Source organism: Oscillatoria sp. FACHB-1407, assembly GCF_014697545.1.
Classification (GTDB): Bacteria; Cyanobacteriota; Cyanobacteriia; order Elainellales; family Elainellaceae; genus FACHB-1407.
In genome coordinates this window covers 12,844-29,825 of the sequence record NZ_JACJSA010000002.1, presented here as the reverse complement: position 1 = coordinate 29,825, position 16,982 = coordinate 12,844, and the positions used below count along the sequence as shown (strand labels likewise).

Annotated in this window: 19 protein-coding genes; 15 read left to right on the top strand and 4 right to left on the bottom strand. The window is 49.0% G+C overall.

The features are described from left to right. The first annotated feature begins 102 nt into the window (after positions 1-102). From H6G89_RS03355 to H6G89_RS03310, 10 genes are all read left to right on the top strand, one after another. Positions 103-366, top strand: a complete 264-nt coding sequence (locus H6G89_RS03355; RefSeq protein WP_190503886.1) for a hypothetical protein — start codon at positions 103-105, stop codon at positions 364-366. A 665-nt stretch (positions 367-1,031) separates the two neighbouring features. After that, positions 1,032-1,250, top strand: a complete 219-nt coding sequence (gvpA, locus tag H6G89_RS03350) for a gas vesicle structural protein GvpA (RefSeq protein WP_190503885.1) — start codon at positions 1,032-1,034, stop codon at positions 1,248-1,250. 83 nt (positions 1,251-1,333) lie between these two features. After that, positions 1,334-2,680, top strand: a complete 1,347-nt coding sequence (locus H6G89_RS03345; protein ID WP_190503884.1) for a hypothetical protein — start codon at positions 1,334-1,336, stop codon at positions 2,678-2,680. Further along, positions 2,677-3,948, top strand: coding sequence for a gas vesicle protein GvpN (gvpN, locus tag H6G89_RS03340; RefSeq protein ID WP_190503883.1), 1,272 nt, complete (start codon positions 2,677-2,679; stop codon positions 3,946-3,948). The genes H6G89_RS03345 and gvpN overlap by 4 nt, the downstream gene beginning before the upstream one ends. 5 nt (positions 3,949-3,953) lie before the next feature. Next, positions 3,954-4,295, top strand: coding sequence for a gas vesicle protein (locus tag H6G89_RS03335; protein ID WP_190503882.1), 342 nt, complete (start codon positions 3,954-3,956; stop codon positions 4,293-4,295). 208 nt (positions 4,296-4,503) lie between these two features. After that, positions 4,504-4,695 (top strand): hypothetical protein, encoded by a 192-nt coding sequence (locus H6G89_RS03330; protein WP_190503881.1) that lies wholly within the window; start codon positions 4,504-4,506, stop codon positions 4,693-4,695. Then, positions 4,692-4,868 carry a hypothetical protein gene (locus H6G89_RS03325; RefSeq protein WP_190504397.1) on the top strand — a complete coding sequence of 59 codons (177 nt, stop codon included), beginning with the start codon at positions 4,692-4,694 and terminating at the stop codon, positions 4,866-4,868. Before H6G89_RS03330 ends, H6G89_RS03325 begins: the two co-directional genes overlap by 4 nt. A gap of 9 nt (positions 4,869-4,877) precedes the next feature. After that, the gene (locus H6G89_RS03320; protein WP_190503880.1) at positions 4,878-5,375 is read left to right on the top strand and encodes a gas vesicle protein K; all 498 of its coding nucleotides are present in this window, start codon (positions 4,878-4,880) and stop codon (positions 5,373-5,375) included. A 99-nt stretch (positions 5,376-5,474) separates the two neighbouring features. Further along, positions 5,475-6,218, top strand: a complete 744-nt coding sequence (locus H6G89_RS03315) for a GvpL/GvpF family gas vesicle protein (RefSeq protein WP_190503879.1) — start codon at positions 5,475-5,477, stop codon at positions 6,216-6,218. Positions 6,219-6,280: 62 nt separating this feature from the next. Continuing rightward, complete coding sequence (locus H6G89_RS03310) at positions 6,281-6,535, top strand: gas vesicle protein GvpG (protein ID WP_190503878.1); 255 nt, start codon at positions 6,281-6,283, stop codon at positions 6,533-6,535. A gap of 8 nt (positions 6,536-6,543) precedes the next feature. Here H6G89_RS03310 and H6G89_RS03305 read toward each other — a convergent pair whose 3' ends face one another. Further along, the gene (locus tag H6G89_RS03305) at positions 6,544-7,356 is read right to left on the bottom strand and encodes a sugar phosphate nucleotidyltransferase (protein WP_190503877.1); all 813 of its coding nucleotides are present in this window, start codon (positions 7,354-7,356) and stop codon (positions 6,544-6,546) included. 210 nt (positions 7,357-7,566) lie between these two features. On the opposite strand from H6G89_RS03305, the gene hpsL reads away from it, so the two are divergent. From hpsL to hpsP, 4 genes are all read left to right on the top strand, one after another. Then, positions 7,567-9,234 carry a hormogonium polysaccharide biosynthesis protein HpsL gene (gene hpsL, locus H6G89_RS03300; protein ID WP_190503876.1) on the top strand — a complete coding sequence of 556 codons (1,668 nt, stop codon included), beginning with the start codon at positions 7,567-7,569 and terminating at the stop codon, positions 9,232-9,234. Between the two features lie 65 nt (positions 9,235-9,299). Then, positions 9,300-10,325 carry a hormogonium polysaccharide biosynthesis glycosyltransferase HpsN gene (hpsN, locus tag H6G89_RS03295; RefSeq protein WP_190503875.1) on the top strand — a complete coding sequence of 342 codons (1,026 nt, stop codon included), beginning with the start codon at positions 9,300-9,302 and terminating at the stop codon, positions 10,323-10,325. A gap of 142 nt (positions 10,326-10,467) precedes the next feature. Further along, on the top strand, positions 10,468-11,643 hold the full coding sequence (hpsO, locus tag H6G89_RS03290) for a hormogonium polysaccharide biosynthesis glycosyltransferase HpsO (protein WP_190503874.1): 1,176 nt from the start codon (positions 10,468-10,470) through the stop codon (positions 11,641-11,643). A 32-nt stretch (positions 11,644-11,675) separates the two neighbouring features. Then, positions 11,676-12,896 (top strand): hormogonium polysaccharide biosynthesis glycosyltransferase HpsP, encoded by a 1,221-nt coding sequence (gene hpsP, locus H6G89_RS03285; RefSeq protein ID WP_190503873.1) that lies wholly within the window; start codon positions 11,676-11,678, stop codon positions 12,894-12,896. 17 nt (positions 12,897-12,913) lie between these two features. On the opposite strand, the gene H6G89_RS03280 is transcribed toward hpsP, so the two are convergent. Then, positions 12,914-13,603 carry a phosphoribosyltransferase gene (locus H6G89_RS03280; protein WP_190503872.1) on the bottom strand — a complete coding sequence of 230 codons (690 nt, stop codon included), beginning with the start codon at positions 13,601-13,603 and terminating at the stop codon, positions 12,914-12,916. A 324-nt stretch (positions 13,604-13,927) separates the two neighbouring features. Between H6G89_RS03280 and H6G89_RS03275 the strand changes: the two genes are divergently transcribed. Next, positions 13,928-14,629, top strand: a complete 702-nt coding sequence (locus tag H6G89_RS03275) for a uracil-DNA glycosylase (RefSeq protein ID WP_190503871.1) — start codon at positions 13,928-13,930, stop codon at positions 14,627-14,629. 90 nt (positions 14,630-14,719) lie between these two features. Here H6G89_RS03275 and H6G89_RS03270 read toward each other — a convergent pair whose 3' ends face one another. Together H6G89_RS03270 and H6G89_RS03265 are read right to left on the bottom strand one after the other, a co-directional pair. Beyond that, a complete protein-coding gene (locus H6G89_RS03270) occupies positions 14,720-16,447 on the bottom strand; it encodes a succinate dehydrogenase/fumarate reductase flavoprotein subunit (RefSeq protein WP_190503870.1) in 1,728 nt (575 codons plus the stop codon). A 171-nt stretch (positions 16,448-16,618) separates the two neighbouring features. Beyond that, the gene (locus H6G89_RS03265; RefSeq protein ID WP_190503869.1) at positions 16,619-16,930 is read right to left on the bottom strand and encodes a hypothetical protein; all 312 of its coding nucleotides are present in this window, start codon (positions 16,928-16,930) and stop codon (positions 16,619-16,621) included. Between the last annotated feature and the right edge of the window lie 52 nt (positions 16,931-16,982).

The window sequence follows — 16,982 nt, the reverse complement described above, 5'->3', positions numbered from 1 at the left end:
TTGCTCCCAATTTTTCTCCATCCCCCGTACAGACGCGATTAATCGCGTCTCTCCCCATTCCCTATTCCCTACTCCCCATTCCCTACTCCCTTCTTATCTCCTATGCTCTCCGAACAACCCATCGACGTCGTCCGTCAACAAGCTCTTACCGTATTGACTGCTAGCTTTGTCTCGCAAGGACATCCCCCCGAATACGCTACTCACATGGCAACGGCTGCTATCTTTCAAACGGACTTGGAGCTGAGAAACGCTCAACTCTCCCGCTTACTCAGTTGGTTAAAGCAAGACCATGCAGAAATTTATCAAACGGCTTTAACACTAGTTGAATCAACTCGTGCAGAGTTTGAACGGCGAGTCAAAGAATAACCTCCAAAGAATCGGTTATCAAAACTATCCGGATTCAAAGAGTACCTCTAGAAAAGTTCACTAGGCTGTGCTTCTTATATATAGACATCTCAACGAGAGATGAACGGGGTGCAGGGGTGGAACCCCTGGTTGAGGAAGAAGCTCTCGCACTTCCTGGTTCACGAACAATTTGTGAACACACTATATATAAAAGCAATCAATGGAGAAATAGATCTAAACAATGGACTTTTTCTCAATTGAATCAGCCTAGTTTTCCTGTCCTTCTGGAGCGTTTTTGATTTGCACATAATCAGCAACAAAAATAGTTAGGGTTTATCTAAACTTAATTCTTTTTTTGTTCCTGATGTTAGACGTCTCTAAGAAGTGGGAATGCTTTGAATAACTCCAAGATCAGAGCGAAATAGCAAATCGCTAGCCCGATTCAAAAGGCAACTCGCTCTTGAAACTGGAGCAATGTCGCAAACAGAAGTTCCGGCATTCCTGAACAGATTCAGTATTTTTACTAGGTGCATCAATTCGCAAAGCAGATTCTTCAGCATTCATGCTGTAATTTTTGCTGCGTTTGTGTGCCCATCTTGTTCTGAGAATTCAGGTTTCTGTTGTCTCTTCAGTAAGAGAGTAAGACATATTAGTCCCCGCATGTAATTTGTTTTAGGTGATTTATCATGGCTGTTGAAAAAGTAAACTCTTCCTCTAGCTTGGCTGAAGTTGTTGACCGCATCCTCGACAAAGGAATCGTGGTTGATGCTTGGGTTCGTGTTTCCTTAGTTGGTATTGAATTACTGGCTATTGAAGCTCGTGTTGTTATTGCTTCAGTAGAAACCTACCTGAAGTACGCAGAAGCTGTTGGTTTAACCGCTCAAGCAGCAGTACCCTCTGCATAGTGATTTCTGGGGGAGCCAGCCCAATGGCTCCCCTAAACCTTGCATCGTAACCGCTATTCCTAGCCTCGCAGGAGGAAATTCCCGTGACTGCCTTTAAAGATCTGTGGCAAGAGCAGAGACGACTACGCCAAGCAGAAGTATTACTGCGTAAACAAGAAGTGCGAGACATCCTCACCTCATTTGAGCAAGAACGCCAAGAAATGGCATCTCAGCTCCGGGATGACCTCAATCTATTTCAATTAGAACTACAACACGAAACTCAAACATTTCTGGCTAATGCCAGTAAGCAACGTCAAGCTCAAGCTGAGCAATTGACTCAGTTGCTTCGCAACTTTGTGCAAGTATTACAATATCAAACTGCTGAATTTTTAGCTGCCAGTGCTGCCGATCGCTCTCTCATGGCACAGCAGTTGACTCAAGATTTAAGTCGTTTTCATGCCCGTCTGATCACATCAGTTGCGACGCTACGGCAGGTATTGCAGGCAAGAATGCAAGAAATTCAAGCAGAAGTCCAAATACTCCAGGCTGAAACCCAAGATATGCTGGTCGCCAATCGGGAACAGCGGCTTCAGGTAAAAGCACAGCTTGTTGAAGAACTTGCGGCTTTTGTTGAAGAACTGCGTACCGATGTGCAAACCTATCTCTCTGAACTAGAAGTTGTAAGACAAGACCGCGCCCAGCAATTGCAACAAATGCTGCAACAGGATCGGGAACGGCGTATCACGGAAGTGGATACTATGTTCCAGGAACTATCGGAGTTCAGAGCAGAGCTGCGGCAATATTGTGTCAACCTGCGATCGCTGATTTGGGGTGGTGAAGGAGCATCTCAACCCACAGCAACTCCAACCCAACCTAAGGTACAACCCAAAGTACAAGCCAAACCCCAGGCAAAACCTCAGCCACAACCGCAACCAAAGCCACAGCCTAAGCTGCCATCTAGAGGCAGAGTGATTGTAGCAACAAGACCGGCTCCTAAAGTGGTGCAACCTCCAGTGAAATCAGCACCAGCCGTTCAACCCATTGCAGCTAAAACCGCTCCAGCACCCGTTGCCAGCATTCCGACTCCAACCGTTGTCGCATCGCCAGTTGAAGCTCAACCTGTGATTGTGGAGCCTCAACCTGTAGTTGCGGTTGCTGAACCCGTTGCGAGCATTCCTACGCCAGTTGCTGAATCCGTGGTAGCCCAACCTGAAGTTTTAACAGTGGTTAGCACTTCCAGTCCTAAACCTGTGCATTTGGATGCTGCTGAGCTGGAAAAAGAAATTTATAACCACGTCCATCAGGTGCAAGGGGCACGGTTGACTGAGATTGAGTCAGCTCTGGGAATTAACCGATTCCAGGCAGTGGATGCTCTCCGTTCCCTGATTAAAAAAGGTTTGATTACACAACGCGATCGCATTTACCTAATTCAAGAGGAAGCTAGTCTGTGACTACTGTTTTACGAGCCAGCCCCCGTCGTTTCGTCAACACCCCCGCTGTTGAACGAGTTGCAACCCGTGCCCTACGCTATCTTCAATCTGGCTTTTCGGTGCATTTGCGCGGTCCTGCCGGAACAGGCAAAACAACCCTGGCGTTGCATTTAGCCGATTTGTTAAGTCGTCCCATCATGCTGTTGTTTGGTGATGACGAGTTCAAGACTTCTGACCTGATCGGTAATCAGTCCGGCTATACTCGCAAAAAAGTCGTCGATAACTTTATTCACAGTGTGGTTAAAGTTGAAGACGAATTGCGGCAAAATTGGGTTGATTCTCGCCTGACGCTGGCATGTCGAGAAGGCTTTACTCTGGTGTACGACGAGTTCAACCGCTCTCGCCCAGAAGTCAACAATGTCCTGTTGTCGGCACTGGAGGAAAAGCTGTTGGTGTTGCCACCCAGCAACAACCGCACCGAATATATTCGAGTCAATCCTCACTTCCGAGCAATTTTTACCTCAAACCCAGAGGAATATTGTGGAGTTCACGATACTCAGGATGCGTTGATGGATCGTCTAATCACTATCAACATGCCTGAGCCAGATGAATTGACTCAACAGGAAATTGCCGTTCAAAAGACGGGGATTGATCGGGAGAGCGCACTGACAATTGTACGGCTAGTCAAAGGATTTCGGACTCGCACTAACGCGGAGAAGACCTCTGGCTTGCGGTCTTGCTTGATGTTGGCGAAGGTTTGCCATGAGCACGGTATCGTTGCTCTGCCAGAAAACCCAGAGTTTCGCGACATCTGTCAGGATGTATTGCTATCGCGTGCTGGGCTACCGTTGCATGAATCAACTCAGGTTTTATGGCAACTGTTTAACGATTTGATTTGCGACCACGAGAATCAGCCGCAGGTCGCTGTTACAACAGATGTGCCTGCCTTAGAAACGTTGGTTCAACCGAGTGCTGAGCCTGCTTTAGACACAGTAGTTGATTCAGAGCCTGCTATCCAAACACCGACCGAGGAGACACTACCACCCTCAACGGTCGATATGGAGGCAATCCCCCCTACCTTTGTTGAAGATGTGCCTCACGAGCAGGCTGTTTATATCTATTTGCAAGCGTCGCACAATGCTCGTCCTTCAGAAATTGAAGCAGCATTGAACATCAGTCGTTATGAAACGGTTAACGCACTGCGCTCTTTAACAGCGAAAGGATTACTAACGCACAAGGGTACAAACGGTGCGTCCGCCTATCGACTCAGTACCTCCAATGAAGGGTGAGGGCTATGACTGCAACAGTTCAACGAACTCCAACAAATCCAAATCGCACAATTACAACGTCTACTTCAGGGTCTACTCTAGCTGACGTGTTAGAACGGGTTCTTGATAAGGGCATTGTCATTGCAGGAGATATTTCTGTTTCAGTGGGTTCTACAGAACTCCTGAGTATTCGCATCCGTCTCCTGATCTCGTCGGTGGATAAAGCTAAGGAAATTGGCATTAATTGGTGGGAAAGTGACCCCTATTTGAGTGGGCAATCCTATCAATTGCTGGAGGCAAATCGTCAACTCCAATCCCGCATTGAAAGCCTGGAGACAGAGCTAAAAGCTCTCCGGGCAGCATCCTAGATTTAGGGCTGAGGGCTATGAGCCTTTAGCCCTTTTTTAAGGGAAACACAACTATCAGGTTCTACCGTTTTCTACCGTTATTAGGTCTCTTTTAAAGAACTATAGCCATCCCAACTGAGATATGAACGGGGTGCAGGGATTCACAAACAATTTGTGAACACTATAGTTTGCAAGAGATCTATTGTCGTGACATAGCGAGAGATCGAGCATGATCACCATTAAATCGATGAAGCAAATTCCGACGGCTAAGCTAGTTCGGGGATTTCGCTCAGGGGGATCTCGACTGAAGACGCACACTGGTGAGCAGAGCCGCATTCTGGCAGGTTATGCTGAGATCCAGATGCAAGAGTCTCGTCGTCAATGGCTAAAACATAGTTGGTACAACCGGGAGACAAGATGATGCTAACGACAGATCAACCGCTTTATTCCAAAAATCAGCAACCGATTGACTCAGAGCACTATCGCCAACTGCTTGTCCGCGATGGGGAACGGCGATTTCGAGAGTGGCATACTGCCTTTGTCCAATACCAGAAAGAATTTTTGAGACAACTCGAACAGTCTCGTCAGCGTTAAGCTTAATTCATGCCGTCTGATTCACCCATTCAAATTTCCCCTGGCGATTCGTTACAACCCCATCAGGGACCAAACGCCGGACTAGCTCCATTGCTGTTAACAGTAGTGGAGCTTGTGCGTCAATTGATGGAGGCACAGGTGATTCGTCGTATGGAGTCAGGGGAGTTGAGTGATGCTGATCTGGAGCGGGCAGCCGATAGCTTGCGTAAGTTAGAGGAGCAAGTTGTTACGTTGTGTGAGGTATTTGAGATTGATCCGGCTGATTTAAATATTGATTTGGGTGAAATTGGTACTTTACTACCCAAGGGCAGTGGCTACTATCCTGGAGAAACCTCGACAAATCCCTCGATTTTGGAGTTACTGGATCGCCTCTTGAACACCGGGGTGGTTGTGGAGGGTGACGTGGATTTGGGGTTGGCACAGTTGAATTTAATTCATGCAAAACTGCGATTGGTTCTCACGTCTAAGCCAATTTCTTCGGTTCCCCCTCGTGATCCACAAATTTGATTTGAGAAAAGTCTAATGTCCTGACTGGGTGTGAGCAATGCGGTAGGGAGTAGGGAAGTATTAGAGTATGGTGTCCTGCCAGCATTGAGAGGGTGAATTATGGGATATGGGCTTTACTTGTATGGAATTTTTCCGCTGCCGGGTCCTCAAGATCTAGATTTAGAAGGTCTGGACAAACAGCCCGTGGGAGCGCACACCATTGATGAGTTTGTGTTTTTGTATTCAGAGGCTCAACAGGAACGCTATCTCGCCAGTCGTAAGAACTTGCTGGGTCATGAGAGAGTGTTGGAACAGGCAATGGAACAAGGCTATCGAACGCTGCTGCCGTTGCAATTTGGGCTGATTATTGAGAATTGGAATTCGGTGGAGCAGCAGTTAATTACCCCTCAGGGCAACGCTTTGAAGCAGTTGTTTGTGAAGCTGGATGGAAAGCGCGAGGTTGGGGTCAAGGTATTTTGGGATCAAAGTGCCGAATTGGAAACACTGATGCAGGAGGATGAGGAATTACGGATTAAGCGCGATCGCCACGAAGGTAAGCCACTCAGCATGGATCAGGTCGTGCAAATTGGGCAAGCCATTGAGCAGGCTGTGACCACCCGTAAGGAAAGCATTATCAAGGTATTTCAAACCAACCTTAATGCACTGGCAGTTGAAGTTGCCGAGAACGATGTGCTAACCGACACGATGATCTACAACGCCGCATATCTCATCCCCTGGGATGCGGAAGCTGAGTTTGGCGAGCAGGTCGAGCAGCTTGACCTGCAATTCGAGGGTCGCCTCAAGATTCGCTACAACAACTTCACAGCCCCATATAACTTTGCTCAAGTAAAGGATAGGGAATAGCAACCAGAGCCGTTGCCTATTTCCGACTGCTGGTTGATTTGAACCTGATTGGAGGATTTTGGATGTTTCTTGACCTACTCTTAACCCCAGTTACCGCTCCAATTTCAGGCATGAATTGGATCGCTGAAAAGATTTTAGAACGGGCAGATGCCGAACTGGATGATAAAGAAAACTTGAGTAAACGCCTCCTGGCACTGCAACTGGCGTTTGACATGGGAGACATTTCGGAAGAAGACTTTGAAGCGCAAGAAGAAGAGTTGCTCTTGGCGATTCAGGCAGCAGAGGATGCCGCCAGAGCAGCCGCAGAGGAAGATTGATCTCCAGTCTATGCTTCAAGGGATGGAGTAAATTGGTGGACGGCTCGGATGAGATCGTCTGGCGTCCCGATGTCTAAGTACATCCCCTGTTCAAAAATTTCTGCCTCAACGCTTAGCCCAGCGTTAATTCCGGCTTGAATCACGTCGCCGATGGGTAGCTCTCGTTGACCTGGTTGTTGCCAATGTTCTGGGGGAATGGCTGCCAAGTAGTTGTGCATAAAGTGAGTGAAAGTGGGTGTCCAGAGGGCGATCGCCCACATATATTTCAACTCTGTGAACTTAGGTTTCTCAATAATGTGGTGGACGCGACCTGTTGCATCTACATCTACCATTCCTGCTTTTTGATATTGTTCCGTTGGAAACAACCCTAAAACCACATCTGCCTGAGTTGCTGCTTGATGCTTTACCAGATGGACAAAGGCATCCTGTGGCTCAAACAGGATATCGGGAAACCCCAGAGCGACGAACGAAGTCTGAATGAAGGGATAAGCCTGATCTAGTGTGTAAGGAATCCCAAATGGCACATGTATTGTCAGATAACCGAGGCGCATATCCAAGCCCTTCCCGTCACCCAAGTAGCTTGGAATATCCCACTTGCCGGGACGCAGCACCACAAATGCTTTATGAATTCCCGCCAAGCGCATCTTTTCTAGGAGATAATGGCAGACGACCTTGGGACGCAGTTTACCATCTGCTCCAATGGCATGAAACCCGATAGGATATAGCTCCTTACTAACGGGCAGTGGAGAAATCCGAGTTGCCTGTCCCCCAGCGGGAAGAAGCCCAATAATATCAGGATTTGCAAGATGATTGTTTGTCATAGACCAAACCATACGAGAGCCTTCATCCCATTTTTACAAACTCCCTGAAAAGCTCTGCTATTTACTGAGGGATCAGTAGATGAATTCAAAGAATGGATGAAGATCGGTACGATAGCTAGTGATGTTTCGGGGGCATTGATTACCATATAACCGATAGTGGCTCGGTCGCTGCGGGTTTTCTTTCAGCACATACTCTTAGACTGTGACATTATGGTGAGAACAAGACGCAGGCGAACTCAACAGAGTGAACCAGTCATTACTGAAAAGGCTGAGCTTACTCTTAAAGAACGTTTGGCACAAAAGCGTAAAGCCGAACGATTGCGTAAGGAGTTAATTGTCTTTACAGCCCTTGCGCTTCTATTTGCGGCTGTCATCGGTTTTCTGGTAGGTCTCACGAGTGGTGTTAAGCCTGCGATCGGTGTTACGGTCGGGTTACTTTGCACGACCCTCTCCTTTAAATATCCACGCCAAGCATTATGGGCTTTCCTGATCTACTTGCCCTTTGGCGGCACTGTGACTTACTTAATTGGTAATAGCCCATTGCTTCAGCTGGCTAAGGATGGTTTTTACATCCCAGCTTTGTTTGGTGTGGTGCAATATTGTCGTCGAGAGCAACTGCCCTTACTGATTCCCAAAGGGTTAGTGCCACCCCTCATGATTTTGTTAACTTTTTGCCTATTGACATTGACCTTCGTCAATGGGGCAGAGCAACTCAACCCAGCGGAATTTGAAGTGGGTAACGAGTTGGTTCTAGAGAATCCCCTAGGGATGGGCATTCTAGGTCTTAAAGTCTTGATAGGCTACATTCCACTGATCGTCTGTGGCTATTACTTAATTCGCAACCGAAAAGACTTGATGTTTTTGATGCGGTTGACGGTTGTTCTAGTTCTAGTTGCCTGTGGCCTCGCGTTTGTGCAATACCTTTTTCTCAAAACAGGGCGATGTGAAGGGACTCAATTTGCAACCGGGGAAGATTTGTTTAAAGCCAGCTTAGGTGCTCGATGTTTTGTGGGGGGTGCTTTACTATATAGCCCTCAACATGGTCAGATTCGCCTACCGGGAACGTTTGTAGCTCCCTGGCAATGGGGATGGTTTTTGATCTCTAGTGGTTTTTTAGCCTTTGCCCCTGCCTTTAATGACCCTAAACCTTTGTGGCGGACGCTGAGCCTGGTTTCCCTTGGCTCGGTTGTTGTCATGTCTGTTTTATCAGGTCAACGTATTGCTCTAGGAATTGTGCCTGTGGCTCTGGTGTTATTGTTAGTTCTCACAGGTCAGATTATTTACCTCAAGCGATTTTTGCCGACTGCGGTGGTTTTAGGAGGACTTTTAAGCATCATTGCCGTTAATAACCCCGCGATTTTGCAGGAACGGATTGAAAGTTTCCAGGGTCGTTGGGAAGCCTCACCGCCTCATGCTTTTATTGCAAGCCAATTTGGATGGGCGATGGCATCTCAGAATGGTTTTTTAGGCAATGGGTTAGGTAGAGCGACGAATTCAGCGCGATCGCTGGGTAACACTCAACTCGTCGAAACCTACTATCCCAAGTTAATTTACGAGATTGGTCCATTTGGGGCGTTGGCATTTTTAGTAGTCGTGACAACCCTTGTCGTTATTGCATTCAAGGCCTATCGCTCAGTGAAAGATACGAGTTTGCGCCCTTATGGGGCTGCACTGTGGCTGTTCGTCTTGTTCATTAGCTATAACACTTACTACTACCCGTTAGATGTAGACCCGGTAGCTGTGTACTACTGGTTCTTTGCAGGGGTTGTGTTGAGGCTGCCTGAAATCGAGCGAGATGAGAAACGGGAGGCACTAGAACAGGTTCAACCTGTGACCAGGAAAAAGAGCCGCCTCCGACGAAGGCAGGGATTTTCTTAGACTGAGATATCCACGCAAGCGTTTACCTTTGACCGTTGATCCCGTTGGACTTAGGAGATAAATCTGTGGCTTCACCTCCAATTTCTGTCATCATCCCGACTTACCGCCGCGAACAGATCTTGCGGGAAACGTTGGAGAATGTGCTTCAGCAGGACTACCCCAATTATGAGGTGATCGTAGTTGACCAGACTCAAACCCACGAGCCTGAAACTGAGAACTACTTAAATGAGTTGGCTGCCGCCCAAAAAATTCGCCTTTTTAAGGTCACCTGGGCAAGCCTGCCGGGGGCGCGGAATTACGCCGTGCGGCGATCGCAAGGTGAGATTCTCCTCTTTTTAGATGACGACGTGCTGTTGCCCCCAAGGTTCTTAGCTGCCCATGCCAAGAACTTTGTGGAACGCCCAGAGGTAGGAGCAGTTGCTGGACGGGTCTTTGACCGGATGAAGTTGGCGGACTCTGGTGGTGATCTAACCATTGACTACCTGCCACCGGAAGCGATGGACCCAGGGATTGCCTGGTATCACATTGATTTAGTCCACACGGTCAAACCGCAACAAGTGTTGACGGCGCGGGGCTGTAATATGTCTTATCGACGCGACATTTTTGAGAAGCACAACGTCTGGTTTGATGAACGGTTCCGGGGCAGTGCGGTGCGGGAAGAGTCTGACTTTTGTCTGCGAATTCGCAAGACGGGCTATCAGATTTGGTACGATCCCGATGCTAATCTGGTGCATTTGGGCGAAGAGACAGGGGGGTGCCATGACATCACGACGCGATCGCTCAAATACCAGATCACTTTCTATCACAACCATTTCTTGATGGGCTTAAAGAACCTGACAGCTCTGCAAGCTCTGCGGTTGTTTGCCCGCTTGTTTGATTGTCACGTTTTGGGACGACCCCCCTGTCACAAAAGTGGCTCCCCCATCAAGATTGTCACCCGCTTTTTCTTTTACCTGATTGGCTTTGGCAAAGCCTTGCTAACCCTGGTCAAGTCACTGTGGGATGACGGACAAATCTACACGCGACAAGATAAGGAGACGCAGCAACAAGCCTCACCTCGTGTCAGCCCACAATCGGTTGTCAGTAACTAACTGTTGCAATTCACTCGTTGTGACTCACTCACTGTTGCGAGTCGCTTACCAGTTACTGACAAGTCCCTCATGTTGTGAAGCCTGATCTTGATCGAGTTAGCGGTTCACATTCTAATGACCCCTCGTTCATTATTTATTCTCTATGAAAATCCTGGTTGCAAGTCATACCTATATTGTTGATCTGAACTGTGAAAAGCTCAGAGCTATGGCAGCGTTGGAGCCGGGGATTGAAGTCACCGTTGTGGTTCCTCGACGCTGGAGACCGGGAGGAGTCCAAAACAAGATTATAGAAACGCAACTCAAACAAGAGGGTGCATTTCAAATTGTCCCGGTATCGAACTTGAGTGAAAACAATCAGGGGTTACTCACCTTTGGACTGGATTTAGTGTCATTGTTGCGGCAGTTTCGCCCTGACGTGATTCAAGTGGAGCAGGGGTCTAAGGCACTGGGCTATGTTGAATTTATTACCCTCAACCGCTTGTTGGGGCTAAATGCCAAGAACGTATTTTTCACCTGGTGGAATATTCCCTATCAGCTCAAGTTTCCAATCTCGTGGCTAGAAGCTTATAATCTCCGCCACACGGATGGTCTGATTGCCGGAAACCAGGATGGGGTCGAGATTTTACGCCAGCGGGGATATCACGGACCTGCACGAGTATTGCCCCAATTGGGAGTGGATGAGAGTCTGTTTCGTCCGCAACCTCGACCAGAATTAGCGGCTCAGTTGGGTATTCAACCGGGTGAGTTTGTGGTTGGTTTTGTGGGGCGATTTGTAGAAGAGAAGGGGTTGCTCACGCTCAGTAAAGCATTGGCGGGATTGAAGGATCAACGGTGGAAGTGGCTGTTATTAGGTCGTGGTCCCCTGAAAGAGACATTGATGCAACAGGCGATCGCCGATGGGATTCACGATCGCTTGATTTGGGTTGAGAGCGTGCCCCACGATACGGTGCCCCATTACATCAACCTGATGAACACACTAGTCCTGCCTTCGGAAACCACGGATAAGTTTCGGACATTCACCTCAGTGGGCTGGAAGGAGCAGTTTGGACATGTGCTGATCGAAGCGATGGCGTGCCAGGTTCCCGTTGTTGGCTCCGATTCGGGTGAAATTCCTTTTGTGATCGATCAGGCTGGCCTGACCTTCCCTGAAGGCAATGCGGCTGAGTTGCGCGATCGCCTCTTACAACTGATGAGCCAACCCGACCTCTCGGTTGAACTCGCCAAGCGAGGATACGATCGAGCGATGTCGCTATACACCAATAAAGCGATCGCTCAGCAACAGCTTGATTTCTACAAATCCCTCATTGAGAAACGTTAGTCTACTGACTAACACTGACTAACAGCGTCCCTATGCCCCAACCTCTCCGCATTCTCCAAATTGTTCCTTCCATCTCACTGGTCTATGGTGGTCCCAGCCAGATGGTTTTGGGTTTCTCTGGTGCGCTGGCGCGGCAGGGGGCAGAGGTGACCATTCTCACGACGGACTCTAATGGTGATGCAGGTCAGGCTCCTCTAGATGTGCCCCTCGATCGCCCTGTTGATCAAGATGGCTACCAGATCCGCTATTTCCGGTGTTCTCCGTTTCGCCGTTACAAGTTTTCGCTGGGGTTACTTAAATGGTTAGCTGACCACGCTCACACCTTTGATCTGGCGCATATTCACGCCTTGTTCTCTCCCGTGAGTTCCTGCGCGGCTACAGTGGCGCGATCGCAAAAGCTGCCTTATGTGTTGCGTCCACTGGGCACGCTGGATCCGGCTGATTTGCAGAAAAAACGTCGGCTCAAGCAACTGTATGCAGCTGTTTTGGAACGTCCCAATCTAGCTGGAGCAGCAGCCATTCACTTCACGAGCGACCAAGAAGCCAAAGTATCAGAACGGTTTGGCGTGACAACCCGTGATCTCGTTTTACCGCTCGGTGTGAGCTTACCTCCGGTTGAAGGCTCTAAAGCGAGTGCTGATGTTTTGGCAGACCTGGGAATTCCAGGCGATCGCCCCCTCGTGTTGTTTATGTCTCGCATCGACCCCAAAAAGGGACTCGATCTGTTGATTCCGGCTTTAGAAAAGCTCCTAGCGGAGGGATTGCCCTTTCATCTTGTGGTAGCTGGAGGAAACCCCCAAGACCCAACCTATGAATCCCAGATTCATGCCCAAATCAAAGCTTCTCCTCTGGGGCAACATACTACCCTGACCGGATTTGTGACTGGAGCAACGAAAAGTGCTTTACTGCAAACCGCTGATCTGTTTGTCCTACCATCCTATTACGAGAATTTCGGGATTGCCGTCGCAGAAGCGATGACAGCAGGCATTCCTGTTGTCATCTCGGATCAAGTCCACATCTGGGAAGATGTACAAACAGCTAACGCAGGTTGGGTTAGTCGCTGTGATGTGGCATCATTGACCACTCGGCTGAAAACCGCTCTACAGGATGCAGCGGAACGTCAACACCGGGGAGAATTAGCTAAAGCTCATGCGCTGCGCCATTACAGTTGGGATGCGATCGCCCAACAAGCAATTCAAGCCTACGAGGGAATTTTAGAACAGCAGGCAGCAGGGAAGAAGCATCCGGGTTGATTAATCTGAATTCGGAATCAAGACTTTAGTGTCGGATCAGCCTGATTGCCCCGTTTCATGCATTCCAGGGCTTCCTCCATCTCAACCTGATGAAACTCGCCATAAAAGCGGCTAACGCTAAAGAATGACTCAGGGCTGGCTAAGATAATGACGCGATCGCCCCAATGCTCCAACGATTGCACCATGTGCTTAGGGGCAACTGGCGCACAAATCAAGATGCGAGCCGGACGTTTTGCCCGCAACGCACGAGCCGCGACTGCCATCGTCATCCCCGTTGCAATACCGTCATCTACCAAAATGGCGATCGCCCCCTGTGGCTTGACCTGAGGACGGACACTTTCAAACTGAGTTAATTGCTCTTGTGCTTTGGTTTGCGCCTGTTGTAATGCAGATCGCCAGGTGCCGTTGTCTAACTGCATAAAGCACTCCTGACGCGATCGAATCACATGCCCATCCGCCGTAACCGCCCCGATCGCTAGCTCAGGATTTTCGGGACGGGTTACTTTCTTTGCCACTACGACATCTAATGGGCAGTGCAACAATTGCGCTAGTGGTTCAGCGATCGGCAAGCCGCCTTTGGGTAACGCGTAGACAATGGGTTGGGCACTCGCTTGAATTCTTCCCAGACTGGCTAGCTCTGCTAAAACAGCCTGGGCAAGTTGATGACCTGCATCGTGGCGATCGTGAAACAGTGGAAATTCAGCCATAGCTCCCTCCAGCATGAGTGGGGGATCACCTTAATCATGCCTGATTTTTTGAAATTCGCACTGTATCAAATGGTTTATCTCATTTTGTGGAGATTTTTTCCCCTTTTCAAAGAGGCTGCCAATAAAGATCCTGGCTCTAAAATCAATCTGGAATGATGGGTTAATAAAACAGCACAATTTTTCTGTCTTAACGAGGACTTTAGAAATTAGAAATTCGCTCTAAAATAATAGTTCTTAACCTTCATCTGCTTGACATCCTAAGATTTGCAACGCATCTACTGGGGTTTCTGTCAGTGCATCTGATGCTCTTATCCTCAACCATCCATGACTAGCAAAGACCAAATTGACCTATTCAATCTGGCGGAGGTTGTAACACCAGCTCCTTCAGCTGACTTCAATCCAGACCTGATTCCCACCAGTGCCAAAGTTCCCATCCCTCCGGGCACATACTCCTCAATGGATGAGATGAAGGTTCACTGCAATCAGTGTCAACGGTGTGACTTGGGAGCGACTCGCACCCATGCGGTTGTTAGCCGAGGCAGCATTGATGCCCCAATTATGATTGTGGGTGAGGGTCCTGGGCAAAACGAAGATGAGACTGGTATCCCTTTTGTGGGCAAGGCAGGGCAACTCCTCGACAAAATTCTAGATGCGGTGCAACTTACCGAAGCAGATGTGTTCATTTGCAACATTGTGAAATGCCGTCCGCCGGGGAACCGGACTCCCACAACGGATGAAATGGAGGCGTGTAGACCCTATCTGCTGGAGCAGATCCGCATGGTCGATCCCAAAATTATCTTGCTAACGGGAGCTTCCTCTGTCAAAGGTTTAACTGGAGACAAGCGGGGCATTACTAAAATTCGGGGGGAGTGGCTGGAGTGGGATAACCGTTTGTGTATGCCTATCTTTCACCCTGCCTACCTGTTACGCAATCCCTCCAAAGAGAAAGGCAGCCCTAAGTGGCTCATGTGGCAAGACATTCAGAAAGTGCGTGCCAAGTTAGACGAGATCCGAGCACAGGGTTAAGTGGGGATCAAAGGGGTAGAGCGGTCAAACCGCCAAGACACAGCAGAGCAGCCTTGCCCCACTCCCCATTCTCTACTCCCCACTCCCTCTTCAATACTTCCGCTCCTGCGGTTGGAACATCGTGATCGCCACAGACATTTCCTGAATGTCGATTCCAGCAGGGGAATAGTACGCCAGGGTATGCTTCAGGAAGTTGGTATCATCCCGTTCAGGATAGTCTTCCCGACAGTGGGCACCTCGACTTTCTCGGCGGTTAAGCGCACTGGTTAGAATGACTTCACCCACCGCCAATAGACTTTGTAGCTCTAACGCTTCAGTCATCTCGGTGTTCCAGAGTTTGCCTTTGTCGTCAAGATAAATCCGCTCAGCCTGCTGACGAATTTGCTGCAATTTGCTCAAGCCTTCCTGCATCAGGTCTTCTGTGCGGAAAACGCCGCAGTAGTCAGTCATACAATCCTGGAAGGCTTGCCGAATCTGAGCAATGCGATATTCTCCGGGTTGGCTCAAGAGGCTCTGCAATTGCTGCTCTGCTGCTGCCAAATAAGGTCTTTCGTCCAGGTCGGGGAGTTTGCGATTTTGCACATATTGGGCGATCGCTGCCCCAGTTCTGCGTCCATAGACCACGCACTCCAACAGCGAATTGCTACCCAAACGATTCGCTCCATGGACTGAAACACAGGCTGTTTCACCAGCGGCAAAGAAACCCTCTGTTAAGCTATCGGCACTACTGCGGACTCTGCCATCGGTGTTGACTGGAATGCCTCCCATCGAGTAATGCACCGTAGGACGCACAGGCATTGGTTGATGCACCGCATCAATTCCCACCAGTCGATGAGCTTCTTCCCAGCAGAAAGGCACCCGGCTCATGATCTTTTCTTCGCCCATGTGGCGCAGATCCAGGTAGACAAAGGGGCCACCTAGGCTACCATCTGGATGGGCACCCCGTCCGGCTCGAATCTCTTTGGTAATCGCCCGGGAGGTGATGTCTCGCGGAGCCAACTCCATACGACTGGGGGCATAATTTGCCATGAAGCGATCGCCATGGGCATTGATCAAGTACGCTCCCTCTCCCCGCACAGCCTCAGAGATCAGCACCCCAACTGGATACAAACCCGTTGGGTGAAACTGGACAAACTCCATATCTTCTAGAGGCAAGCCAGCAGCCGCAGTCATCGCTAAACCGTCCCCGGTCGAGGCATAGTCGTTGGACGTGGTGTTATAAACCCGACCATAGCCACCCGTTGCAAACATCACCGCCTTTGCCCGTACCACCTCAATTCGGGCATCGCGGATGTTAAACATCACCAGACCTTTGGCTTGACCCTCTTCAAAGATCAAGCGCATCACATACCACTCGTCGTAAATCTTGACTCCGTAGCGCATCAAGTTGCAAATCAACTCATGCAAAATGGCATGTCCTGTCTTATCTGCTGCATAACAGGTTCGATTGTGGGAGTGACCGCCAAAAGCACGTTGAGCGATCCGACCATCGGGCAGGCGCGAAAACAGCACCCCCATATGCTCCAAATCAATCACTACGTCCGGTGCTTCGCGAGTCAAAATCTCAACAGCGTCTTGATCTGCCAGATAATCAGATCCCTTAACGGTGTCAAAGGCATGTGCTTCCCAGGTATCCTTGTCATCTACGTTTTTGAGAGTGGCAGCAATTCCACCCTGAGCCGCTACAGAGTGCGATCGAATCGGGTGGGTCTTGGCAACCACAGCGACTTTTAAGCGAGGATCTGTGCGGGCGATTTCCACAGCCGCACGAGATCCAGCCAATCCACCGCCAACAATGATCACGTCGTGCTCAATCATGCTCAACCCAATAATAAAAATGGCTTCTTCATCTATCGTGACGCAAAAAAAAGCCTCTACCCAACAGTAGAGAACTTTTTTAGAAAACGCAGTAATTTGAAACGATAAAAGATTCCCCTCCAGTGCTCAATCTCCTACCAGCTTGAAGGAGATTGGGTCGCAGCCAGAGAATTAGCTCGCCACTTGAGCTGGGCGTTGAGCCGTTGCCGGACTGGACTCCGCCTTTGTTTCAGCCGCAGGATCGAGCGGTGAAAATTGAATATGATTCAACAGCGTTGTAACAAACGCAAATAGGAGAAACGGTAAAGACAGCACCAAAATTAACCCGACGGTCGCTAGTGCATAGATGGGACGACTAGCCCCCATCAATGCTAAAGCCGATGCCAAGCTCAGGAAAATGACAATTAACCAAACCACGATCTGACCGTAAATGTCTCCAAAAGAGAGCGTGCAGACAACTTGATATTTCGGTATCTTATCCATGGCAGTTCCGTTAATAACCCAGTTAAATTCCTAGCGTAAGATGCTCCCAGAG

Coding starts and splice junctions, on each gene's coding strand:
- H6G89_RS03355 (WP_190503886.1), top strand. CDS start 103: ATGCTCTCCGAACAACCCATCGACGTCGTCCGTCAACAAGCTCTTACC.
- gvpA (WP_190503885.1), top strand. CDS start 1,032: ATGGCTGTTGAAAAAGTAAACTCTTCCTCTAGCTTGGCTGAAGTTGTT.
- H6G89_RS03335 (WP_190503882.1), top strand. CDS start 3,954: ATGACTGCAACAGTTCAACGAACTCCAACAAATCCAAATCGCACAATT.
- H6G89_RS03330 (WP_190503881.1), top strand. CDS start 4,504: ATGATCACCATTAAATCGATGAAGCAAATTCCGACGGCTAAGCTAGTT.
- H6G89_RS03325 (WP_190504397.1), top strand. CDS start 4,692: ATGATGCTAACGACAGATCAACCGCTTTATTCCAAAAATCAGCAACCG.
- H6G89_RS03320 (WP_190503880.1), top strand. CDS start 4,878: ATGCCGTCTGATTCACCCATTCAAATTTCCCCTGGCGATTCGTTACAA.
- H6G89_RS03315 (WP_190503879.1), top strand. CDS start 5,475: ATGGGATATGGGCTTTACTTGTATGGAATTTTTCCGCTGCCGGGTCCT.
- H6G89_RS03310 (WP_190503878.1), top strand. CDS start 6,281: ATGTTTCTTGACCTACTCTTAACCCCAGTTACCGCTCCAATTTCAGGC.
- H6G89_RS03305 (WP_190503877.1), bottom strand. CDS start 7,356: ATGACAAACAATCATCTTGCAAATCCTGATATTATTGGGCTTCTTCCC.
- hpsL (WP_190503876.1), top strand. CDS start 7,567: ATGGTGAGAACAAGACGCAGGCGAACTCAACAGAGTGAACCAGTCATT.
- hpsO (WP_190503874.1), top strand. CDS start 10,468: ATGAAAATCCTGGTTGCAAGTCATACCTATATTGTTGATCTGAACTGT.
- hpsP (WP_190503873.1), top strand. CDS start 11,676: ATGCCCCAACCTCTCCGCATTCTCCAAATTGTTCCTTCCATCTCACTG.
- H6G89_RS03280 (WP_190503872.1), bottom strand. CDS start 13,603: ATGGCTGAATTTCCACTGTTTCACGATCGCCACGATGCAGGTCATCAA.
- H6G89_RS03275 (WP_190503871.1), top strand. CDS start 13,928: ATGACTAGCAAAGACCAAATTGACCTATTCAATCTGGCGGAGGTTGTA.
- H6G89_RS03270 (WP_190503870.1), bottom strand. CDS start 16,447: ATGATTGAGCACGACGTGATCATTGTTGGCGGTGGATTGGCTGGATCT.
- H6G89_RS03265 (WP_190503869.1), bottom strand. CDS start 16,930: ATGGATAAGATACCGAAATATCAAGTTGTCTGCACGCTCTCTTTTGGA.